General features: G+C 68.4%; 22 protein-coding genes. 14 read left to right on the top strand and 8 right to left on the bottom strand.

Annotated elements, in window-relative coordinates:
• Nucleotides 1-122: 122 nt before the first annotated feature.
• The 11 genes from FFS09_RS23455 to FFS09_RS23405 all read left to right on the top strand — a co-directional run bounded on the left by FFS09_RS23455 (nucleotide 123) and on the right by FFS09_RS23405 (nucleotide 11,991).
• Nucleotides 123-1,133 carry a Bug family tripartite tricarboxylate transporter substrate binding protein gene (locus tag FFS09_RS23455; RefSeq protein ID WP_137921356.1) on the top strand — a complete coding sequence of 337 codons (1,011 nt, stop codon included), beginning with the start codon at nucleotides 123-125 and terminating at the stop codon, nucleotides 1,131-1,133.
• Nucleotides 1,134-1,150: 17 nt separating this feature from the next.
• On the top strand, nucleotides 1,151-1,990 hold the full coding sequence (locus tag FFS09_RS23450; RefSeq protein ID WP_137921355.1) for an enoyl-CoA hydratase/isomerase family protein: 840 nt from the start codon (nucleotides 1,151-1,153) through the stop codon (nucleotides 1,988-1,990).
• Between the two features lie 24 nt (nucleotides 1,991-2,014).
• Nucleotides 2,015-4,357 carry an acyl-CoA dehydrogenase family protein gene (locus FFS09_RS23445; RefSeq protein ID WP_137921354.1) on the top strand — a complete coding sequence of 781 codons (2,343 nt, stop codon included), beginning with the start codon at nucleotides 2,015-2,017 and terminating at the stop codon, nucleotides 4,355-4,357.
• Nucleotides 4,354-5,577, top strand: coding sequence for a CaiB/BaiF CoA transferase family protein (locus FFS09_RS23440; RefSeq protein ID WP_137921353.1), 1,224 nt, complete (start codon nucleotides 4,354-4,356; stop codon nucleotides 5,575-5,577). The genes FFS09_RS23445 and FFS09_RS23440 overlap by 4 nt, the downstream gene beginning before the upstream one ends.
• The gene (locus FFS09_RS23435; RefSeq protein ID WP_137921352.1) at nucleotides 5,577-6,437 is read left to right on the top strand and encodes an enoyl-CoA hydratase/isomerase family protein; all 861 of its coding nucleotides are present in this window, start codon (nucleotides 5,577-5,579) and stop codon (nucleotides 6,435-6,437) included. Before FFS09_RS23440 ends, FFS09_RS23435 begins: the two co-directional genes overlap by 1 nt.
• Nucleotides 6,434-7,441, top strand: a complete 1,008-nt coding sequence (locus tag FFS09_RS23430) for a Bug family tripartite tricarboxylate transporter substrate binding protein (protein WP_137921351.1) — start codon at nucleotides 6,434-6,436, stop codon at nucleotides 7,439-7,441. The genes FFS09_RS23435 and FFS09_RS23430 overlap by 4 nt, the downstream gene beginning before the upstream one ends.
• The gene (locus FFS09_RS23425; RefSeq protein WP_354595895.1) at nucleotides 7,438-8,304 is read left to right on the top strand and encodes an enoyl-CoA hydratase/isomerase family protein; all 867 of its coding nucleotides are present in this window, start codon (nucleotides 7,438-7,440) and stop codon (nucleotides 8,302-8,304) included. The genes FFS09_RS23430 and FFS09_RS23425 overlap by 4 nt, the downstream gene beginning before the upstream one ends.
• Nucleotides 8,301-9,485 carry a lipid-transfer protein gene (locus FFS09_RS23420; protein ID WP_137921350.1) on the top strand — a complete coding sequence of 395 codons (1,185 nt, stop codon included), beginning with the start codon at nucleotides 8,301-8,303 and terminating at the stop codon, nucleotides 9,483-9,485. The genes FFS09_RS23425 and FFS09_RS23420 overlap by 4 nt, the downstream gene beginning before the upstream one ends.
• A 48-nt stretch (nucleotides 9,486-9,533) precedes the next feature.
• Nucleotides 9,534-10,364 carry an SDR family NAD(P)-dependent oxidoreductase gene (locus FFS09_RS23415; RefSeq protein WP_137921349.1) on the top strand — a complete coding sequence of 277 codons (831 nt, stop codon included), beginning with the start codon at nucleotides 9,534-9,536 and terminating at the stop codon, nucleotides 10,362-10,364.
• A 2-nt stretch (nucleotides 10,365-10,366) separates the two neighbouring features.
• Nucleotides 10,367-11,416, top strand: coding sequence for a CaiB/BaiF CoA transferase family protein (locus FFS09_RS23410; RefSeq protein ID WP_137921348.1), 1,050 nt, complete (start codon nucleotides 10,367-10,369; stop codon nucleotides 11,414-11,416).
• A gap of 140 nt (nucleotides 11,417-11,556) precedes the next feature.
• The gene (locus tag FFS09_RS23405; RefSeq protein WP_137921347.1) at nucleotides 11,557-11,991 is read left to right on the top strand and encodes an HU family DNA-binding protein; all 435 of its coding nucleotides are present in this window, start codon (nucleotides 11,557-11,559) and stop codon (nucleotides 11,989-11,991) included.
• Between the two features lie 119 nt (nucleotides 11,992-12,110).
• Here FFS09_RS23405 and FFS09_RS23400 read toward each other — a convergent pair whose 3' ends face one another.
• From FFS09_RS23400 to FFS09_RS23370, 7 genes are all read right to left on the bottom strand, one after another.
• The gene (locus FFS09_RS23400) at nucleotides 12,111-13,103 is read right to left on the bottom strand and encodes a branched-chain amino acid ABC transporter permease (RefSeq protein WP_137921346.1); all 993 of its coding nucleotides are present in this window, start codon (nucleotides 13,101-13,103) and stop codon (nucleotides 12,111-12,113) included.
• Nucleotides 13,104-13,110: 7 nt separating this feature from the next.
• Nucleotides 13,111-13,989: a branched-chain amino acid ABC transporter permease gene (locus FFS09_RS23395; protein ID WP_137921345.1), complete on the bottom strand. Its 879-nt coding sequence runs from the start codon at nucleotides 13,987-13,989 to the stop codon at nucleotides 13,111-13,113.
• A 77-nt stretch (nucleotides 13,990-14,066) separates the two neighbouring features.
• Nucleotides 14,067-15,260, bottom strand: coding sequence for an ABC transporter substrate-binding protein (locus FFS09_RS23390; RefSeq protein ID WP_137921344.1), 1,194 nt, complete (start codon nucleotides 15,258-15,260; stop codon nucleotides 14,067-14,069).
• A gap of 72 nt (nucleotides 15,261-15,332) precedes the next feature.
• Nucleotides 15,333-16,043 carry an ABC transporter ATP-binding protein gene (locus tag FFS09_RS23385; RefSeq protein WP_137921343.1) on the bottom strand — a complete coding sequence of 237 codons (711 nt, stop codon included), beginning with the start codon at nucleotides 16,041-16,043 and terminating at the stop codon, nucleotides 15,333-15,335.
• Complete coding sequence (locus FFS09_RS23380; protein ID WP_137921358.1) at nucleotides 16,040-16,825, bottom strand: ABC transporter ATP-binding protein; 786 nt, start codon at nucleotides 16,823-16,825, stop codon at nucleotides 16,040-16,042. Before FFS09_RS23380 ends, FFS09_RS23385 begins: the two co-directional genes overlap by 4 nt.
• 159 nt (nucleotides 16,826-16,984) lie before the next feature.
• Nucleotides 16,985-17,431, bottom strand: coding sequence for a helix-turn-helix domain-containing protein (locus FFS09_RS23375; protein WP_137921342.1), 447 nt, complete (start codon nucleotides 17,429-17,431; stop codon nucleotides 16,985-16,987).
• A gap of 57 nt (nucleotides 17,432-17,488) precedes the next feature.
• Nucleotides 17,489-18,169 carry a GntR family transcriptional regulator gene (locus tag FFS09_RS23370; RefSeq protein ID WP_137921341.1) on the bottom strand — a complete coding sequence of 227 codons (681 nt, stop codon included), beginning with the start codon at nucleotides 18,167-18,169 and terminating at the stop codon, nucleotides 17,489-17,491.
• 125 nt (nucleotides 18,170-18,294) lie between these two features.
• Between FFS09_RS23370 and FFS09_RS23365 the strand changes: the two genes are divergently transcribed.
• From FFS09_RS23365 to FFS09_RS23355, 3 genes are read left to right on the top strand one after another with little or no spacing between them, the layout of a single operon-like run.
• Nucleotides 18,295-19,476, top strand: a complete 1,182-nt coding sequence (locus FFS09_RS23365; RefSeq protein WP_137921340.1) for an acyl-CoA dehydrogenase family protein — start codon at nucleotides 18,295-18,297, stop codon at nucleotides 19,474-19,476.
• Complete coding sequence (locus FFS09_RS23360; RefSeq protein WP_137921339.1) at nucleotides 19,473-20,243, top strand: SDR family NAD(P)-dependent oxidoreductase; 771 nt, start codon at nucleotides 19,473-19,475, stop codon at nucleotides 20,241-20,243. Before FFS09_RS23365 ends, FFS09_RS23360 begins: the two co-directional genes overlap by 4 nt.
• The gene (locus tag FFS09_RS23355; protein WP_137921338.1) at nucleotides 20,240-21,268 is read left to right on the top strand and encodes a phosphotransferase family protein; all 1,029 of its coding nucleotides are present in this window, start codon (nucleotides 20,240-20,242) and stop codon (nucleotides 21,266-21,268) included. The genes FFS09_RS23360 and FFS09_RS23355 overlap by 4 nt, the downstream gene beginning before the upstream one ends.
• 49 nt (nucleotides 21,269-21,317) lie before the next feature.
• Here FFS09_RS23355 and FFS09_RS23350 read toward each other — a convergent pair whose 3' ends face one another.
• Nucleotides 21,318-22,043: a GntR family transcriptional regulator gene (locus FFS09_RS23350; protein WP_137921337.1), complete on the bottom strand. Its 726-nt coding sequence runs from the start codon at nucleotides 22,041-22,043 to the stop codon at nucleotides 21,318-21,320.
• Nucleotides 22,044-22,047 lie beyond the last annotated feature (4 nt).

Here is a 22,047-nt window from a genome sequence, read left to right as displayed (position 1 = left end):
ACCCACCCCCGCCCGTCAGGGGTGGGGCGCAATGCCTCCCGGGCGGCGATGATTTCTTCCAGAGCCGGCTCGCATCGTGCGAGACCGGACGGCCCAAGCGGGCCCAACCTGGAGACATCGCCATGCCTATTCCCTTTGCATCGGCGCTCAAGCGCCTGACATCGCGCGGCGTTCGCGCCGCCGCCCTCTGCCTCGCCGGTGGCGCCCTCGCGCTGTCGGCGCAGGCCCAGTACCCCGAGCGCCCGGTGCGCCTGGTGGTGGGCCTGCAGGCCGGCGCCAGCACCGATACCCTGGCGCGTTTGCTCGCGCAGAAGCTGCAGGAGCGCATGGGCGGCCAGTTCATCGTCGAGAACAAACCCGGTGCGGCCACGCGCATCGGCATGGAGATGGTGACCAAGGCGGCGCCCGACGGCTACACGCTGGGCATCGCGAACGCGGTCGCCACCAGTTTTCCGCTGATGTTCCCGGACTTTGCCTTCGCGCCCGGCAAGGACTTCGTGCCGGTCGCGGCGCTGGCCCGCGCGCCCTCGTTCCTGGCGGTGCGCGCCAACCTGCCGGCGAAGAACGCGCAGGAATTCGTCGCCTACGCCAAGGCCAACAGCGGCAAGCTGAGCTTCGGCCAGGGCGGCAACGGCAGCAACCCGCACCTGGCGGCGCTGGCGCTGGTGCGCTCCATGGGGGTCCAGGCCACTGGCGTGCCCTACAAAGGCAACGCGCCGACGGCCGTCGCGGTCGCCACCGGCGAAGTGGACTTCGCGATGCTGGACTACGCGGCCGTGCGGCCCCTGGTCGAGCGCGGCAACATCCGGCTGCTGGCCGTCACCGAACCCCGCCGTTCGGCGCTCACGCCCGACGTGCCGACCAGCGGCGAGCAAGGCCTCACGCGCGACATCGAAGGCGTCACGCCCTGGTTCATGCTCGTGGCGCCGCCCGGCACACCGGCGCCGCTGGTGGCCACGCTCAACCGCCACGTCAACGAGATTCTCAAGAACCCCGAGGTGCTGGCCTCACTGCGCGTGGCGGGGATCGAGGCCGAAGGCGGCACCAGCGCCGCGGCGCTTGCCCAGTTCGAGCAGCAGCGCAACCAGATCGGCCGGCTGGCCCGCGAGATGAACGTGTCCTTCAAGGACTGACCCGGGAGCCCACCGCCATGACCGCCCCATTGATCGAATTTCAAGAAGCCGCCCTGCGCATCGACGGCCCCGTGGCCGAGTTCTCGCACCAGCGCCCGCAGTCGCGCAACGCGATGTCGATGGTGCTGCGCGACGACTACGAACGGATGCTGGACCACGTGTCCCGCCGCCGCGACGTGCGCGTGTTGATCATCACCGGCTCGGGCGGCAGCTTCTGCGCCGGCGGCGACGTCAAGGGCATGAACGAACGCCTGCAGAACCCGGACCCCGAACTCAACTCGCCCGATGCGGTGCGCCGCCGGTTGCAGGATTCGCACCGCTGGCTCACGCCGCTGCGCGAACTCGACATGCCGGTCATCGCTTCCGTGGACGGGGCGGCCTACGGCGCGGGCTTCGGCCTGGCGCTGCAGGCCGACTTCGTGATCGCATCCACGCGCGCGGCCTTCTGCATGTCCTTCGCGCGCATGGGCGCGGTGCCCGACTACGGCGCGCTGTACACCCTGCCGCGCCTCATCGGCCTGGCCCGCGCCAAGGACGTGATGCTGACCGCGCGGCGCATCGACGCGGCCGAAGGCCAGGCGCTCGGCTTCGTGCACGCGGTGCACGCACCCGAGGTGCTGCTGGCGCAGGCGCATGCCTTCGCGCGCAAGCTCTGCGACGGGCCGCGCGAAGCCGCCGCCATGACCAAGAACCTGCTCAACAAAACCTTCGAGACCGACTACGCCACGATGTGTTCCCTCGAGGCCTATGCGCAAGGCATCGCCATGCACACGCCGTACCACGCCACGGCCGCCGCGCGTTTCTCCCAGGGCCAGCCCAGTGCTTACGACTGGGACCGTCCGGCAGTTCCCAGCTGACGCCTCTTTTTCATCGAGCCCACCATGTCGCAATCCTCTTCTTCCGCCGACCTCGCCGCCTTCCGCGCCGAGGTCAGGGCCTTTTTGCAGCAGGCCATTCCCCTGGACATCCAGGCCGCCGTGCGCGCGCACTGTCTCGTCACGCGCGAGCAGGCCATGCGCTGGCAGCGCATCCTGCATGCGCGCGGCTGGGCCGCGCCGGGCTGGCCGGCCGAACACGGCGGCACCGGCTGGTCGTTGCTGCAGCAGGCGGTGTTCCGCGAGGAAATCGCGGCCTGCGACGCGCCCCAGTTCGAGAACCTGGGCATCGACACCATCGGCCCGACCCTCATGCGCCACGGCACGCCCGAGCAATGCGCGCACTACCTGCCGCGCATGCTGTCGTTCGAGGACTACTGGGCCCAGTGTTACTCCGAGCCCGACGCGGGCTCCGACCTGGCCTCGCTGCGCACCGTCGCGCGGCGCGAGGGCGACCACTTCGTCGTGAGCGGCACCAAGATCTGGCAGAGCTATGGCCACTGGGCCAACTGGGCGCTGGTGCTGGTGCGCAGCGACACCGGCGCACAGCGCAAGCAGGACGGCATCTCGGTGCTGCTGATCGACCTGACGTCGCCAGGCGTGTCGGTCCGGCCGATCCGCTTCATGAACGGCTCGATCTTCCATGTGCAGATGTTCTTCGACGAGGTGCGGGTGCCGGTGGCCAACCTGATCGGCGCGGAGCACGCGGGCTGGTCGGTGGCCAAGGGCCTGCTCGTGACCGAGCGGCTGTTCGTGGCGCGCGTCGCCGAAGCGAAGGCCGCGCTGGCCGAGACCGTCGAGCTCGCGCAAGGCCGTGGTCCGGACGGTGCCTCGCTGCTCACGCAAGATGTCTACGCGCGCCGACTGGCCGAGCTCGACATCCAGGCGCGCGCGCTCGAAGGCGGCTGGTGGCCGACCGTGCGCGCGGTGCAGGACGGCGCCGAGCCGATGCTGGAGGCGTCGCTGCTCAAGATCCAGGGCAACGAGGTGCTGCAGAACCTGCACCAGCTGCAGCTCGACATCGTCGGGCAGGATGCCATGCCGTTCGATCCCGAAGCCATCCTGGGCACGCCGTCGGCGCAACCGCTGGTGGACAACCACGTCAACAACCTGCCGCTGCACGTGTGGCGCTACCGCGGCATCACGCTGGGCGGCGGCACATCCGAGGTGCAGCGCGGCATCATTTCAAAAGCCATCTTTGGCGGCCAGACCGAACTGGAAATGCCGATCGCGGCCGGGCTCGACGACCAGCAGGCGATGCTGGACAGCGCCTTGCGCCGGTTGCTCGCCGACCGCTACGACTTCGACCGCCGCCGCGCCGTGATCGCCGACGAAGGCAGCTTCGACGCCGGCCTGTGGCAAGCGCTGGTGGACCTGGGCCTGACCGGTCTGCTGGTGCCCGAGCGCGACGGCGGCTTTGGTGGCGCCTTGGGCGATCTCGTGCCCGTGATGGAAGCGTTGGGCGAAGCGCTCGTGGTCGAGCCGGTGCTCTGGACCTCGGTGTTGCCGACCCAGTTGTTGCTGCACGCCAGCGACTACGCCGGGCGCAGCGCCGGCCTGGAAGCGCTGATGGCACAGGGCGCACGCGTGGCCTTCGCGCACGGTGGCCAGAGCGCCGATGCGCCCGTGGGCGTCACGGCGTACCGCCAGGGCGACGGCTGGCGCCTGAGCGGCCACAAGCGCCTCGTGCTCGGCGCGGACGTGGCCGAGCGACTGATCGTCAGCGCGCGGCTCGACGGCGGCGGGCTTGCGCTGTTCGAGTGCGCGGCCAACCAACCCGGCATCGGTGCGCGGCGCTACCACCTGCACGACGGCCGCGGCGCGGCGGACCTGCAGTTCAACGATCTGGTATTGCCCGAAGAGGCCAAGCTGGCCGGCCCCGAGCGCGCGGGCGAGATGGTGGAGGAGGCGCTGGCGTTCGCCACGGTGGCCCTGAGCGCCGAGAGCGTGGGCGCCATGCGGCGCGCGCTGGCGCTGACCGTCGACTACATGCGCACGCGCAAACAGTTCGGCCGCAGCCTGTCCGAGTACCAAGCCTTGCAGCACCGCGTGGTCGAGCATTTCCGCCTGTGGGTCCACACCCGCACGCTGGTGCGCGAAGCGGTGGTGGGCTGGACCTCGGCCTCGCCGGTCGAGCGCGCGCAGCGCATCGCGGCCGCCAAGTGGATGGCGGGCCGCGCGGGCCGCGCCATCGCGCTGGACTGCCTGCAGTTGCACGGCGCGGTTGGTCTGCAGGACGAAACCGCGATCAGCCACTACGCCAAGCGCCTGGTGGCCAACGACACCCTGCTCGGCGATGCGACGCAGCAGCTCGGCCGCTTCATCGCCGCGGGCCGGAGCGCCGCATGAGCTTCGATGTTCCCAAGGGACGCGGGCAGGGGCCATTGGCTGGCCTGCGCGTGCTCGACATCGCCACGATCGTGGCCGCGCCCTCGGCCGCCGCGCTGCTGGCGGACTACGGCGCCGAGGTGCTCAAGGTCGAACTGCCCGGCAGCGGTGACAGCTGCCGCAGCTTCCCACCCTTCAAGGACGGCAAGCCGCTGTGGTGGAAGGTCACCAACCGCAACAAGAAGCTGATCTCGCTCGACCTGCGCAAGCCCGAGGGCCTGGCGCTGTTGAAGCAGATGCTGCCGAGCTTCGACGTGCTGATCGAGAACTTCCGCCCGGGCACGCTCGACAAGTGGGGCCTGGACCGCGACACGCTGTGGTCGCTGCAGCCGCGCCTGGTGATCCTGCGCGCAACGGCCTTCGGCCAGACCGGCCCGTACCGCGACCGCCCCGGCTTCACGCGCATCTTCGAGGCCATGGGTGGCCTGACCTACATCACTGGGGACGCCAAGGGCGAGCCCATGCACGCGGGTTATCCCATCGGCGATTCGATTGGCGGCCTGTTCGGCGCGCTGGGTGTGATGACCGCGCTGTGGAAGCGCGCGCGCGACCCCGAAGCCCCGGGCGAAGAGATTGATTTGTCCTTGACCGAGGCCATGCTCAAGCTCATGGAGTTCCTGCCCATCAAGCAGGCGCTGCTCGGTGAGTCGCACGGACGCTCGGGCAACGAGAGCCAGTACTCGGCGCCCACCGGCGTTTTCGCAACGCGCGACGGGCAGTGGATCTCCCTGTCCGGCAGCACCAACGTGCTGTTCGCCGCCAACTGCCGCGCGATCGACCGCGCCGACCTCATCACCGACCCGCGCTACGCCAGCAACAGCAACCGCTGCGCGCACACGACCGAACTCAACGAACTGTTCCGGCACTGGTTCGCCGAACACGACCTGGACGATGTGCTGGAGCGCTTCGAGCGCCACGAAGGCACGCTGTCGCCGATCTACTCGGCGCGCCAGATCGTCGAAGACCCACAGGTGCAGGCGCGCGGCTTTCTGCGCCAGGTGCCCGACCGCGATTTCGGCACGGTACCGATCCAGGACGTGGTGCCGCGCTTCCACCACGACCCGGGCTCGGTCTACAGCACGGGTGGCGACGTCGGCCAGGACAACGACGAGGTCTATGGCGACTGGCTCGGCCTGACACCCGAGCAGTGCGAGCACCTGCGCGCGCAGAAGGTGATCTGATGGAGCGCCTGGACCTGCGCGAATCGCGCCTGACCATTGGCGGCGACGGCGTGGCCGTCTTCGAACACCTGCGCGGCGAAGCCCGCAACCCGCTCACGATGGCGCTGCGCGCCGATTACGCCGAGATGGTGAACCATGTGCAGGCCCATGGGCAGGTGCGCGCGCTGGTGCTCACCGGCAGTGGCGGCGCCTTCTGCGCCGGCGGCGACGTGAAGCTGATGCAAGCGCGCCTCACCGATCCGCAGACGACCACGCCAGCGGCCACGCGCCAGCGCCTGCTTGATCTGCACGGCTGGCTGCAGCGCCTGCGCGAGCTGGAGATACCGGTCATCGCGGCCGTCGACGGTGCGGCCTGGGGCGGTGGCTTCGCCATCGCGCTGTGCGCCGATTTTGTGCTGGCCACGCCACGCGCCTCGTTCTGCATGGTGTTCCTGCGCATCGGCGCGGTGCCCGACATGGGCGCGATCCATCTGCTGCCGCGCGCCATCGGCATGAACAAGGCCAAGGAACTGCTCATGACGGGGCGGCGTGTCGAGGCGGACGAGGCCGAACGGCTCGGCATCGTGCATGCGCTGCACGCACCCGAAGTGCTGCTGCCCGAAGCCTTGGCCATGGCGCGGCGCTTCCTGGCCGCGCCGCGCGTCGCGCTCGGCCTGACCAAGCGCCTGACGAACCGCGCCTTCGAACTCGATGCGGCCACGCTGGCCGAGCTGGAAGCGGCCGCGCAGGCGATCTGCCTGGCGGAAGACGACCACGCCGAGGCGGTGAACCGTTTCGTGCGGCGCGAGCCCATGCGCTTTGACTGGGACCGCGATGCGGCGAACGATCTGACCCACAACCTGGCACAGGAGACACCATGAACTTCGCTCTGAACTTCGCCCTGTTGCGCCCATCCGCGCGCATCGGTCTCGCCACCGTCGCCGCCGTGCTCGCCTTCATGGCGCCGGCGCCGGCGCACGCGGCCGACTGGCCCAGCCGGCCGATCACGCTGGTCGTGCCGTTCCCGGCGGGTGGGCCCACCGACGCCGTGGCGCGCGCCGTGGCCCAGGAACTCGGCAGCTCGCTCGGGCAACCCCTGGTGGTGGACAACCGCGCCGGTGCCGGCGGCACCATCGGCTACGGCGCGGTGGCGCAGGCCGCGCCGGATGGCTACACCTTGCTCGTGGGCACGGCGACCACGGCCACCGCCTCCCATCTCTACAAGCAGCTCCGGTTCGATCCGCGCAAGGACCTCACGACGGTGGCGATGCTGGGCACCACACCGGTGTTCATCTGGGTGGCCGACAACTTCCCCGTGCGCACGCTGCCCGAGCTGTTGACGCTGGTGCGCGCCAAGCCCGGGGTGTACAACTACTCGTCCTCGGCGCCCGCGACGCTGGCCCACCTGGGCAGCCTGGTGTTCTTCGAACGCGCGGGCGCGAAGCTCACGCACCTGAGCTACAAGGGCTCGGCGCAGGCGATGACCGACTTCCTCGGCGGCGTCTACTCGATCCACTTCGAGGTCGCGCAACCCGTGGCACCGCACCTGGCCGCCGGCAAGGTGCGCCCGCTCGCGGTGCTGGCCCAGCAGCGCAGCAAGCTGATGCCGAACGTGCCCAGCATCGCCGAGCTCGGCTGGCCCGGCATCGAGAGCGTGCCGTTCATGGTGCTGATGGCCCCGGCGGGCACGCCCCAGCCCATCGTCGACCGCCTCAACGCCGAGGTGCGCCGCGCGCTGCAGTCGCCGACCGTGCGCGCCAAGTTCGAGCGCGTGTATTTCGAGGCCGCGGACGGCGGCAAGCCGACCGAGCTCGGCCCCTGGTTGAACGCCGAGTCGGCCCGGTGGGGCGAGGTGATCCGCAAACATGGGCTGACGGTCGAATGAGCGCCGCCGCCGCCGTGGTGCCACACGAATCGAAAGGCAAGGCCATGCCTGCGCAACCCCTGGTCCAGTGGTCGGTCGAAGACGGTGTCGGCCACATCGTGCTCAACCGACCCGATGCCGCCAACGCACTGAACACCGCCTGCGCACACGCGATCGGCGAAGTGGTCGAGCAGGCGTCGCGCGCCCAGGTGGGTGCGATCCTGCTGTCGGCCAACGGCAAGCAGTTCTGCGCCGGCGGCGACATCAACGAGTTCGTCGAACGGCGAGACGACCTCGATGCCCTGGTCACGGCCATGCTCGACGTGCTGCACCCGGCCATGCACAAGCTGGCCACGCTGCCGCTGCCCGTGGTCAGCGCGGTGCAGGGGCCGATCGGGGGCGCCGGCATTGCCATGGCGTTGTGCGCGGACCTCGTGCTGGCCTCGCCGGCGATGAAGCTGCGCGGCGGTTACTCGGCGATCGGGCTCAGCCCGGACCTCGGCGCGTCCTACCACCTCGCGCGGCGCGCGGGATCGGCGCGCGCCAAGAACATCCTCATGACCAACCGCACGCTGTCGGCCGAACAATGCCTGGCGTGGGGCATCGTCGACGAGATCCATGCGGCCGACGCGCTGCTGCCGGCGGCGCGCGCGCTGGCGGTGCAGCTCGCGCGCGGCGCGACCGGTGCGCTCGGCGGCATCAAGCAGCTGTGCGACAGCGCGCAGGACCACGACCTGCACACCCACCTCGACCTCGAGCGTGACGCCCTGCTGCGTTGCGCGCGCTCCGAACAAGGCCGCGAAGGCGTGAGCGCCTTCGTCGAAAAACGAACCCCCAACTTCCCGGTCCGACGGACCGATGCACCCACCAGGAGCCTTCCATGAGCACCCCCGTTGTCGTCAGTGGGGTCGGCATGATCCCGTTTGCCAAGCCCGGCAAGCACGAACCCTATTTCCAGATGGCCGCCAAGGCCACGGCGCTCGCGCTGGCCGATGCCGGCATCGATTACGACAAGGTCGAACAGGCCTACGTCGGCTACGTCTACGGCGACTCCACGGCGGGCCAGCGCGCGCTATACGAAGTCGGCATGAGCGGCATCCCGATCGTCAACGTCAACAACAACTGCTCCACCGGTTCGACCGCGCTGTTTCTCGCGCGCCAGGCCGTGGCCTCGGGCGCGGCCGACTGCGTGCTGGCGCTGGGCTTCGAGCACATGAACCCGGGCGCGCTCGGCGCGGTGTTCAAGGACCGGCCGAGCCCGTTCGACCGCTTCGACGAGGCGACCGAGGCGCTCGTCGGCCATGGCGAAATCCCGCTGGCCCTGCGCTACTTCGGCGGCGCGGGCCTGGCGCACATGGAGCAGTACGGCACGCGGCTGTCCACCTTCGCGAAGATCCGCGCCAAGGCCAGCCGCCACGCCGCGAACAACCCGCTCGCGCTGTTCCGCAGCATCGTGACCGAAGAGGAGGTGATGAACGCGCCGGTGATGTGGCCCGGCGTGATGACGCGCCTCATGGCCTGCCCACCCACCTGCGGCGCGGCCGCCGCCATCATCTGCTCGGAGGCCTTCGCCAGGCGCCATGGCCTGGACCACCGCGTGCGCATCGCCGCGCAGGCCATGACGACGGACGGACCCGCCACCTTCGGCGCCGGCGACATGCGCGAGGTGGTCGGCTTCAGCATGGCCAAGGCCGCGGCGAAGAAGGTGTACGAAGCCGCGGGCGTGGGCCCGCAGGACATCGACGTGGTCGAACTGCACGACTGCTTCGCGCACAACGAGCTCATCAGCTACGAGGCGCTCGGCCTGTGCCCCGAAGGCGGTGCGGAGAAGTTTGTCTGCGATGGCGACAACACCTACGGCGGCAAGGTCGTCACCAACCCCTCGGGTGGCCTGCTGTCCAAGGGCCACCCGCTCGGCGCCACCGGTTTGGCGCAGTGCACGGAGCTGGTGCAACAGCTGCGCGGCACGGCCGATCAACGCCAGGTCAAAGGCGCGCGGCTTGCGCTGCAGCACAACCTCGGCCTGGGCGGCGCCTGCGTCGTGACGCTGTACGAGCGCGTGTGACGGCCCGTCCCTGAATTCCTTTTTCCCCTGTTTCTGGAGAACACATCCATGGCTTCCAAACTCGACGGCAAAGTCGCCCTCGTTTCCGGTTCCGGCCGCGGCATCGGCCGTGCCATTGCACTCAAGCTCGCGTCCGAAGGCGCGCGCGTGGTCGTGAACGATCTCGACGCAGCCCCGGCCGAAGACGTGGTGGCCGAGATCCGCGCGGCCGGTGGCGACGCCGTCGCCTGCGTGGGCAGTGTCACCGCGCCCGATTTCGCGGACCGCTTTGTCGGCACCGCCGTGAACACCTACAAGAGCCTCGACATCATCGTCAACAACGCCGGCTACACCTGGGACAACGTGATCCAGAAGATGACCGACGAGCAGTGGTACGCGATGATGGACTGCCACCTCACGGCGCCGTTCCGCATCCTGCGCGCCGCCCAACCGGTGATCCGCAACCTGGCCAAAGCCGATGCCGACGCGGGCCGCCGCGTGGTCCGCAAGGTGGTCAACGTGTCGTCCGTTGCCGGCCTGTTCGGCAATTCTGGACAAGCCAACTACTCGGCCGCCAAGGCCGGCATCACCGGCATGACCATGACACTGGCCAAGGAGTGGGGCCGCATGAACGTCACGGTCAACTGCGTGGCCTTCGGTTTCATCAAGACGCGCCTGACGGCCGTCACCACCGACGGCGCCACCGCCAACATCGAAGGCCGCGAGATCAAGGTCGGCGTCAACCCCGACCTGATGGCCGCGCTCGAGCGCTCCATCCCCCTGGGCCACGGCGGCACGCCGGAAGAGGCCGCGGGTTCGGTCTACATGTTGTGCATCCCCGAGTCCGATTACGTCAGCGGCCAGACGCTGATGTGCACCGGCGGCCTGACGGGGATCTGAGCATGGACCAGCAGTTGCCATTGCGCGGTGTGCGCATCGTCGAGTTCGAAGCCATCGGCCCCGGGCCCGTGGCGGGTCGCATCCTGGCCGGCATGGGCGCGGAGGTCACGGCCCTGGTGCGTCCGGGCAAGCCCGCGTTGAATCTTGGCGCGAGCATCGACAACCCGCTGCGCGAAGGCAAGCAGGTGATCGTGGTCGATCTGAAGACCCGCGACGGTGTGGCGCAGGCGCTGGAGTGGGTGACGAAGGCCGACGTGCTGATCGAAGGCAACCGCCCCGGCGTCATGGAACGCCTGGGCCTGGGGCCCGAGATCTGCCTGGCGCGCAACCGAAAACTGGTGTACGGGCGCATGACCGGCTGGGGGCAGGAAGGCCCGCTGGCGCAGGCGGCCGGGCACGATCTCAACTACGTCGCGCTGACCGGCCTGCTGTCGCTCGCGGCGCGCAACGGCGAAGCGCCCATGGTCCCGCCCACGGTGATGGGGGACGCCAGCGGCGCGCTCGGCCTGGCCTTCGGCATTGCCTGCGCGCTGCTGGAGGCGCGGTCCACGGGACGCGGTCGCGTGGTCGATGCCGCCATCGTCGACGTGGTGTCCATGCTGGGCATGCTGGCCCAGTGGGTGCGCGCGCGCGGCAACCTCGACGGGCCGCAGCCCAGCGCCTTCCACGATTCGCCTTACTACGACACCTACGCCTGCGCCGACGGCAAGTATGTTTCGATCGCCGCGATGGAGCCGCAGTTCTACCAGCTGCTGCTGGACAAGCTGGGCATGGCGGATGTGGACCCGGCGCGCCAGAACGAGCGCGCGGACTGGCCGGCCTTGAAGGCCCGCTTCGCCGACTGTTTCCGCACGCGCACGCGGGCCCAGTGGTGCGAGTTGCTCGAGGGTACCGACGTGTGCTTCGCGCCGGTGTTGACGATCGCCGAAGCCGCCGCGCATCCGCACAACGCGGCGCGTGGCATCTTCCGCGAAGTGACGAAGAGCGACATCCGGCCCGCCGTGGCGCCACGTTTCGGGCCGTTGCCGACCTTCCCGTCCCAAGGTTTCTGACCGGAAGGACGCGCTCTGAAGGGGCCCTGACGGTTGCACAACAGGGCACTCATGCGGTTGATCGCCGGGCCGTGGTCAGGGGTTTCTACAATCACGCAGCGCGGTTTGCGCTTTACATCACTCGAAAGAAATCTCCAGCCATGGCGACTGCAAAGAAACCCACTGCCGCAAAAAAGGCAACTCCCACTGCGAAAAAGGCGGTAGCCGCCGCCCCAAAGGCCGCTCCTGCCAAGAAACCGGCCACATCTCTCGCGCCACTCAAGCCGATCAAAACGGCCTTCAACAAGACCACCCTGCAAGCGCACCTGGCCAACGTGGCCGGCGTCGAACCCAAGGCCGTCAAGGCCGTGATGTCGGCGCTGGAAGCCACGATGGTGGCCTCCCTGAGCAAGAAGGGCCTGGGTGAATTCACGCTGCCGGGTCTGCTCAAGATCACCGCACAGGCTGTGCCAGCGAAGAAGAAGCGTCGCGGCATCGATCCGTTCACCAAGGTCGAGCGCGAGTTCGCAGCCAAGCCGGCCACGGTGCGCGTGAAGGTCCGCTCGCTGAAGAAGGTCAAGGACGCCGCACTGTAAATCGTCCTGGGCGCTTTGGGCGGCGCGATCACAAGTCTGCGTCGGCTCAGGCGCCCGGCCGAATCTCCCAACGACGAAGCCCTTGATCTTCAAGGGCTTCGCCGTTTCGGGACGGCCCGCTACGTCGCCTTGCCGCCGCGCCAGCGCCCGATCAGCGCGATGGCTTCGCCCATGATGCCGCGGCGGAAGGCCAGCACGCAGACCACGAAGATGAAGCCGATGACCATGGTCACCGACTCGCCCAGGCTGTTGAACCAGTCGATGCCGGACACGCCCGCCAGGAAATGGCCGATCTCGCCCAGCTTGTTCTCCAGCGCGATCACCACCGTGGCGCCCACCAGCGGACCCGTGAGCGTGCCCAGGCCACCCACCAGGGTCATCAACACCACCGAGCCGGACATGGTCCAGTGCACATCGGTCAGCGTGGCAAAGCCCATGGCCAGCGTCTTGAGGGAGCCCGCGAGGCCCGACAGCGCCGCCGACAACACGAACACCAGCAGCTTGAAGCGCTGCGTGTCGTAACCCAGCGAAATCGCGCGGGGCTCGTTCTCCTTGATGGCCTTGAGAATCTGGCCGAACGGTGAGTGCACGATGCGCATGATGAGCAGGAACGAGCCCACCGCGATCAGCAGCGTGAAGTAATACATCGTGATGTCGTCGCCGAGGTCGATGAAGCCCAGCAAGCGGCCACGCGGCACGCCCTGCAGGCCGTCCTCGCCGCCCGTGAACGGCATCTGCAGGCAGAAGAAGAACAGCATCTGCGCCAGCGCCAGCGTGATCATGGTGAAGTAGATGCCCTGGCGGCGGATCGCCAGCCAGCCCACCAGCCAGCCCAGCACCGCGCCCGTCAGCGTGCCGAGCACCAGACCCAGCTCCGGCGGCACCCCCCAGACCTTCATCGCATGCCCCGCGGCATAGGCCGAGCCCCCCAGGAACGCCGCGTGGCCGAACGAGAGCAGGCCGGTATAGCCCAGCAGCAGGTTGAAGGCCGACGCGAACAACGCGAAGCACAGCAGCTTCATCACCAGAACCGGGTAGAGGCCGATGAAGGGCACGGCCAGCAGCACCAGCAGCAACAGGCCGTAGAGAATGTTCTTGGCAGTGTTGTTCATGCGGGCTTCACTTTTCCTTGCCAAACAGCCCGGCGGGGCGGATCAGCAGCACGATGGCCATGATGACGAAGACCACGGTGGACGAGGCCTCGGGATAGAACACCTTGGTCAGGCCTTCGACGATGCCCAGCCCCAGGCCGGTGAGGATGGTGCCCAGGATGGAGCCCATGCCCCCGATCACGACCACCGCGAAGACGATGATGATCAGGTTCTGCCCCATCAGTGGGGACACCTGCATGATGGGCGCGGCCAGCACACCGGCCAGGCCCGCCAGCGCCACGCCAAAACCGTAGGTGAGCGTGACCATGAGCGGCACGTTGATGCCGAAGGCCTCGACCAGTCGGGGGTTCTCCGTGCCGGCGCGCAGGTAGGCGCCGAGCCTGGTTTTTTCGATCACGTACCAGGTCGCGAAACACACCACCAGCGAGGCCAGCACCACGAAGCCGCGGTAGTTCGGCATGACCATGAAGCCGAGGTTGGTGGCGCCCGCAATGGGGGCGCTGTAGGGCAGGCCCGACACGCCGTAGGCCGAGCGCAGCACGCCTTCGAGCATCAGCGTCAGGCCCAAGGTGAGCAGCAGGCCGTAGAGGTGGTCCAGCCGGTAGATCCAGCGCAGGAACAGGCGTTCGATGACGATGCCCACCACGCCCACGACCAGCGGGGCGAGCGCGAGCATGACCCAGTAGTTCAACTCGAGGTATTCCAGCCCCATCCACGTCAGCACCGCGCCGAGCATGAACAGCGCACCATGCGCGAAGTTGATGACGTTGAGCAGGCCGAAGATGACCGCCAGGCCCAGGCTCAGGATGGCGTAGAACGAGCCATTCACCAGGCCCAGCAGCAGCTGGCCCAGCAGGGCGGACAAGGGTATTCCGAAGAAGTCCATCGGCGGTGCGTCGGTTGGGTGGAGCGGGCGTTCGGACGCGCGCACCGCAGGCCTCGGCCTGCGGTGTGCGGGTCAGATCACTTCCAGAGCTTGCACTTCGACTCGGCCTTGGTCGTGAAGACCGCATCGCCCGGCAGCGTGGCGGCGACCTTCATGTAGTCCCACGGTGACTTGGACTCGGACGGCTTCTTCACTTCCAGCAGGTACATGTCGTGCACGTAGCGGCCGTCCGGTCGGATGCTGCCCTTGCCGAAGAAGTCGCTGATCGGCATCTTCTTGAGTTGCGCCATCACCTGGTCGCTGTTGGTGGTCTTGGCCGCGGTCACCGCCTTGAGGTACGTGGTGGTGGCCGAGTAGTTCGCGGCCTGCACACTGGTGGGCATGCGCTTGGCCTTGGAGAAGAACTTCTTGGCGAAGGCGCGGCTGGCATCGTCCTTGTCCCAATACCAGCTGTCGGTCAGGTACATGCCCTGCGTGTCCTTCAGTCCCAGGCTGTGCACGTCGGTGACGAACATCAGCAGGCCGGCCAGCTTCATGGTCTTGGTGATGCCGAATTCGCTCGCCGCCTTGATCGAGGCAATGGTGTCGCCACCCGCGTTGGCCAGGCCGAGGATCTTGGCGCCCGAGCTTTGCGCCTGCAGCAGGAACGAGGAGAAGTCCGAGGTGTTGAGCGGCGCGCGAACCGCGCCCTTGACCGTGCCCCCGGCCGCCTTCACGACGTTGGCGGTGTCGGTTTCCAGCGCGTGGCCGAAGGCGTAGTCGGCGGTCAGGAAGAACCAGTCCTTGCCGCCCTGTTTCACGATGGCGCTGCCGGTGCCTTTGGCCAGGGCCACGGTGTCGTAGGCGTAGTGCACGGTGTAGGGTGAGCAGGCTTCGTTGGTCAGCGCGGAGGACCCCGCGCCGTTGACGATGTAGAGCTTCTTCTTTTCTTCCGCCACCTTGGCGGTGGCCAGCGCGGTGCCGGAGTTGGTGCCGCCGATCATGACGTCCAGGCCCTGCGTGTCCATCCATTCGCGCGCTTTGGAGGCCGCGATGTCGGCCTTGTTCTGGTGGTCCGCGGTCAGCAGTTCGATCGGCTTGCCGAGCACCTTGCCGCCGAAGTCGTCGATGGCCATCTGGATCGCCATGGCGCCGTTCTTGCCGTCCACGTCGGAGTACAGGCTGGACATGTCGGTGGTGAAGCCGATGCGGACCTTGTCTTGCGCCTGTGCGGTGGTGAACAGGCCCGCGGCGCCGAGTGCGAGGGTGAGCAGTTTGACGGTGTGTTTCATGCGGTCAGTCTCCTGTGGGTTGGCGGTTGAAGGGAACGGTGATCGATCGGTTGCGCGAGCGCCGGGCAGGGCTCACACGCCCAGCAACTCGTGGAGAACGGGCATCTTCTCGGTCAGTTCAGACGCTTCGAAGTGCTCGACCATGCGGCCGTGCTCCATGACATAGAAACGATCGGCCAAGGGGGCCGCGAAGCGGAAGTTCTGCTCCACCATGACCACGGTGTAGCCCTTGCTCTTGAGCATGCGGATCATGCGGGCCAGGGCTTGCACGATCACCGGCGCGAGGCCTTCGGAGATCTCGTCGAGCAGCAGCAGGTGCGCGCCGGTGCGCAGGATGCGGGCCACGGCCAGCATCTGCTGCTCACCGCCCGACAGGCGCGTGCCCTGGCTGTGGCGGCGCTCGGCGAGGTTGGGAAACATTTCATAGATCTCGTCCACCGACATGCCCTTGCTGTTCCCCTTGAGCGCGGGCGGCAGCAGCAGGTTTTCTTCGCACGAAAGGCTGGCGAAGATGCCGCGCTCTTCGGGGCAATAGCCGATGCCATGGCGCGCGATGCGGTGCGTGGGCAGGTGAATGAGTTCCTGCCCGTTGCTTTGAATGGAGCCTTTGCGCGAACCCGTCAGGCCGAGAATGGCGCGCAGCGTGGACGTGCGGCCCGCCCCGTTGCGGCCCAGCAGGGTGACGACTTCGCCGGGCTGCACCACCATGTCCACGCCGTGCAGCACATGCGACTCACCGTACCAGGCCTGCAGATTCTTGAGTTCCAGCGCCGGTGCGGTCATCCGTGCGCCCCTTCGAGTTCGCCGTCCGTGGTGCCCATGTAGGCCTCCATCACGGCGGGATTGCGCGAGACCTCGGCATACGAACCTTCCGCGAGCACGGCGCCACGCTGCAGCACCGTGATGGTGTCCGCGATGTCCGAGACCACGCCCATGTTGTGTTCGACCATCAAAATGGTGCGGCCCACCGCGACCTTCCGGATGAGCTGCGTGACGCGCGCCACGTCCTCGTGGCCCATGCCCTGCGTAGGCTCGTCGAGCAGCATCAGCTCGGGCTCCATGGCCAGGGTGGTCGCGATCTCCAGCGCGCGTTTGCGGCCGTAGGGCAGGTTGACCGTGGTTTCGCGCGCGAAATCCTGCAGGCCGACTTCGGCCAGCAGGTGGTGAGCGCGGTCGTTGAGGCGGTTGAGGGTGCGCTCGCTCTTCCAGAAGTGGTAGGCCGTGCCCAGCTGGCGTTGCAGGCCGACGCGCACGTTCTCGAGCACGCTCAGGTGGGGGAACACCGCCGAGATCTGGAACGAGCGGATGATGCCGCGGCGCGCGATCTGCGCCGGCTGTTCGCGCGTGATGTCCTGGCCATTGAAGAGAATCTGGCCCTGCGTGGGTTCGAGGAACTTGGTGAGCAGGTTGAAGCAGGTCGTCTTGCCCGCGCCGTTGGGTCCGATCAGGGCGTGGATCGCGCCCCGCTGCACGCGCAGGTTGACGTCGTTGACGGCGGTGAAACCCTTGAAGGACTTGGTGAGCTGGCGCGTTTCCAGAATGGTGTCGCTGGGCTTGTCGTGCATGGGGGTGAGGCGCTTCCAGTAGGCGGTCGTGCCATGTTGCTGCGCACCTGTGCGGCCCATTCTGGAGGACCGCTACGGCCCGGCCTATAGGGGCAAACACCGAGGGGCGCCTGGTGCCGCGCAGGCCCTGCGAGCGCGCGCGGCGGACCCCCGGAGTGCCTACGCCTCGATGCGCGCGTGGGCCTCGCGCTTGCCGATCTTGCGCACGGCGAGGAGCTTCTCGAGTTGTGCGGCGCGGGGCGTGACCTGCCCGCTTTCCCACTTGTAGATGGAGAGGGCGGACGCGCCCACCAGCCGGGCCATCTGCGCTTGCGTGAAGCCCAGCTGTTGGCGCAGCGCCAGCAGCTCGGCCGCACCGAAGAGCACTTTGCGGCCGGGTTTGGCGCGGGGCTTTTCCGCCGGCGCCTTGGGCGCGGGCTCGGCACGCCGGGCGGCGCGGGTCAGCGCCTTGACGTGGGACTCCAGCGCCTTGACCTTGCGCTTGAGTTCAGCGATCTCGCCTCGGACGTTGGCGGAGCTCTTGCGAAGCGTGGAGAACTCGTCGCGCAGCTCTTTGCGGGCCACGCGTGCGATTTCTTTCTTGAGGGATGCGGCAAATGTGGTCATTTGTTCATTGTGCCTTTGTTGCTCGCGTGCGGCGATAGACGCAGGCGGCCCGAATGCTCACGGGCCCTCGCCGGCCTTCTTCAGAATCTCCGCGCGCACGTGCCTCACATGCGCCGCACCCGCTTCATCGGCCTTCGCCGCATTGCCCTGCAGCACGGCGCGGCCGATCGCTTCGTAGTCGCGCAGGCGCATCTCGCGCAACGACCCCAGCCGGTGCTGCGCGTGCACGATGGGCATGTGGATCACCCGCAGCAAACGGCGCAGCTCCTGGCTGCCGCTCAGGTCGAGCAGCACGCGGTAGAAGTGGCGCCGTGCCTGCGCGAAATCTTCGGCGCTGGACGCGGCCGCGTTGTCCAGGCGTTCGAGCGCGGGTGGCAAGGCCTTGGCGGGGCCGCCGTTCTTGACGGCCTGCGCCGCGCTGCGCGCCAGCAAACCGGTCATGCGCTCGGCGACGTCGAGCACGCCCAGCGTTTCCTGCAGCGTCAGGGAGCGCACCACGGCCCCCTTGTGCCGCACGATGTCGATGACCCCATCCGCCGCCAGGTGTTGCAGCGCCTCGCGCACCGAGTTGCGCCCCACGCCGAACTGCGCGGCCAGATCGGTTTCCACCAGGCGCTGCCCGGGCACGAACTGGCTCGTCTCCAGGCCACTGACGATGCCGTGGAATACCGCATCCGACGCGCTGGCGGCGCTGCTCTTGTCGGCGGGCGTGTGTTCGGGATCTTTGCGGGCGGGCATGGGATGGGGCGTGTTCGTTGGGCGCCAGTGTATTTCAACATCCCATGAAATCATGGGGCAATATCATCCTACAATCTGGCCGTTGGTCGACCGACCGTCCATTCCCCACCGCAGGAGGTTCCCGCATGAACTTTGACCTTTCCCCCGAGCTGCTGGCGCTGCAGGAGCGCACCCGCCGCTTCATCGCCGAGCAGGTGATCCCGCTGGAAAACGACGAGCGCCAGAGTTCGCACGGCCCCTCGGAAGCGCTGCGCAACGAACTGGTCGCACGGGCCCGCGCGCACGGCCTGCTGACGCCGCATGCCTCGGTGGAACTGGGTGGCCTGGCGCTGTCGCACATTGCCAAGGCGGTGGTGTTCGAGGAGGCCGGTTATTCGTGGCTCGGCCCGACCGCCATGAACATCCACGCGCCCGATGAAGGCAATATCCACCTGATGGAGGAAGTCGCCAGCGCCGAGCAGAAAGAGCGCTGGCTGCGCCCGCAGGTGCAGGGCCACACGCGCTCGTGCTTCGCCATGACCGAGCCCGACCCGGGCGCGGGCGCCGACCCGAGCATGCTGCAGACGCTGGCGGTGCGCGATGGCGATCACTACGTCATCAACGGATTGAAGTGGCTCATCACCGGTGCCGAGGGCGCGAGCTACGTGATCATCATGGCGCGCATGGAAGACGGCTCGGCCACCATGTTCCTGAGCGACATGGACCGCGAAGGCATCACGCTGGAGCGCAGCATGGACGCGATGGACCGCTGCTTCACCGGCGGCCATGGCGTGCTGCGCTTCACCAACCTGCGCGTGCCCGCCACCGACGTGCTGGGCGAGGCGGGCAAGGGCTTTCGCTACGCCCAGGTGCGCCTGGCGCCCGCGCGCCTCACGCACTGCATGCGCTGGCTGGGCCAGGCGCGCCGCGCGCACGACGTGGCCCTGGCGCATGCCAGCACACGCCGCGCGTTCGGCAAGACCCTGGCCGAGCACGAAGGCGTGGGCTTCATGCTGGCCGACAACGACATGGACCTGCAGACCGCGCGCCTGCACATCTGGCACACCGCGTGGATGATGGACCAGGGCCACAAGTGCAACTTCGAATCGAGCCGCGCCAAGGTCGTGTGCTCGGAAGCCGAATGGCGTGTGGTGGATCGCAGCGTGCAGATCCTCGGCGGGCAGGGCATGACCGCGGAGAAGGAAGTCATGCGCATCTTCACCGACATGCGCGCCTTCCGCATCTACGACGGCCCGAACGAAGTGCACCGCTGGAGCATGGCGCGCAAGATGGTGCACACCGTGGGACAAGCCGGGAGCGCAGCATGAGCGCGCTGGATCGGTTTCGCCTCGACGGCAAACATGTGCTGGTCACCGGCGCGTCCAGCGGCCTGGGCGCGCATTTCGCGCAGCTGCTCGTGGGAGCGGGCGCGCGCGTGTCCGTGGCCGCGCGCCGCACGGACAAGCTCGAAGCGCTCGTGGCGCAGTTGCGCCAGGCCGGTGGCGAGGCGCGCGCCGTGGCGCTGGACGTGACCGATCCGCAGAGCGTCGGCCGTTGTTTCGACGCGCTCGCCGACTGGGGCGCGCCGGACGTGGTGGTCAACAACGCCGGGGTCACGGTCACCAAACCCGTCTTGCAGCAAACCCCGGACGACTACGACCAGGTGCTCGACACCAACCTGCGCGGCGTCTGGCTCGTGGCCACCGAAGCGGGCCGCCGCATGCTGGCCGCGGGCAAGGGCGGCAGCATCGTCAACGTCGCCTCCATCCTCGGCGAGCGCGTGGCCGGCGGCGTGGCGCCGTACGCGATCTCCAAGGCGGGCGTGCTGCAACTCACCAAGGCGCTGGCGCTGGAACTGGCGCGCCACGGGATCCGCGTCAACGCCCTGATGCCGGGCTATGTGGTGACCGACCTCAACCGCGACTTCCTGCTCAGCGAGCAGGGTGACAAGGTCAAGTCCCGCATTCCCAGCCGCCGCTTCGGCGAACCGACCGATCTCGACGGCCCCTTGCTGCTGCTCGCGAGCGACGCCGGCGCCGCGATGTCGGGCAGCCTGCTCGCCGTCGACGGTGCGCACCTGGCGAGCTCGCTGTGACGCAGACCCTCGACACCGCCGCGCTGCGGGCCTACCTGGCGCAACAAGGCCTGGCCACCGACGGCCTCGCGGTGCACACGATCTCGGGCGGGCAGTCCAACCCGACCTTCCGCCTGGAGACCCGCGACCGCGCCTATGTGCTGCGCAAGAAGCCCGCCGGCACGCTGTTGCCGGGCGCGCACGCGATCGACCGCGAGTACCGCGTGATGCAGGCACTGCATTCGACCGATGTGCCCGTGCCGCGCATGCTCGCCTACTGCGACGACGCGGCGGTGCTGGGCACGCCGTTCTACGTCATGGAATTTCTGGCGGGCCGGGTCCTGATGGACCAGTCGCTGCCCGGCATGACCACCGACGAACGTGGCGCGATCTACCGCGAGATGAACCGCATCATCGCGGCCCTGCACGGCGTGGACGTCGCGGCGGTGGGGCTGGAAAGTTATGGCAAATCGGGCAACTACTTCCAGCGCCAGATCGGCCGCTGGTCGCAGCAGTGCAAGGCGTCGACCCTGCCGGTCAGCGGCGACATGCAGCGCCTGATGGACTGGCTGCCCGAACACATTCCGGCCGGCGACGAAACGACCCTGGTGCACGGCGACTACCGGCTGGACAACCTCATCTTCCATCCGGTGGAGCCGCGCGTGATCGGCGTGCTGGACTGGGAGCTCTCCACCCTGGGCCATCCGCTGGCCGACTTCGCCTACCACTGCATGAGCTGGCACATCCCGGCCGCGCTGTGGCGTGGCATCGGCGGGCTGGACCTCGCGGCCCTGGGCATTCCGAGCGAGGCGGATTACCTGCGCGCCTATGCACAAGCACGGGGTGTGCAAGGCATCGACGAACACTGGGACTTCTACCTGGCCTACAACCTCTTTCGCATGGCCGCGATCCTTCATGGGATCGCACAGCGCGCGGCCAATGGCACGGCGGCGGCGGCCGATGCGGTGGAGACGGGCGCCAAGGCCGCACCGCTGGCGGCCATCGGCTGGCAATGCGCGCAACGCTACGCCGCAGGCCGGCACTGACCATTCGGACTGAGCGGGGCGAAGCCCTTTGCGCCCGCAGCGAGCGTCCCTAAAAGCCGCCCGCTCCGTGCGCCTCGGCCTGCGCCAGCAGATCGGGCGTCGCGCGGATGTGCGCCTCCAGCGCCAAGGCCGCACGCGCCTCCTGCCCGGCCATGGCCGCCTCGAAGATCTGCCGATGCTCCGCGTGCACGTCGCGGTGGCTGTCGGGCAGGTCGATCGCGTAGCGGCGGTAGCGCTCGCTGTGGCGGCTCAGCAGGCGCAGCACCTTCATCGTCCAGGGTGAAGCGCACGCCGCGATGAGCGCTTCGTGAAAGCGCACGTTGCACTGCTCCCAGTGCGGGCGCCGCTGCGGCTGGATCGGCTGCTCGAACGCCGAGAGCTCGTCGTACGCCTGCTGCAGTTGCGCACGCCATGGCGCGTCCCCGTGCCGGATCGATTGCCGCAGCGCTTCGATCTCGATGTGCAGCCGCAGTTGCGTCAGGTCTTCCAGGTCGGCCAGCGCCATGGGCGCGACGCGAAACCCGCGCTGGCCCTCGGCCACCACCAGCGCGTCGCTCACCAGGCGCGTGATGGCCTCCCGCAGCGTGCCGGCCCCCACCTGGTAGCGCGCCCGGAGATGCTCCACGCGCAGCTTCTCGCCGGGCGCCAGGCGACCTTCGACGATGTCGTCGCGCAACTGCGTATAGCTGCGTTCGATCAGGGTGCGCGATGCAGCGTCGTGGCCGTTGTCGCCATCGGCATCGCCCACCAGGGAGAGAAACACGCGTTTGACCATCGCG

This window comes from Hydrogenophaga sp. 2FB (assembly GCF_005503365.1).
GTDB lineage: Bacteria > Pseudomonadota > Gammaproteobacteria > Burkholderiales > Burkholderiaceae_C > Hydrogenophaga.
This window is presented reverse-complemented; position numbering and strand designations above follow the sequence as displayed.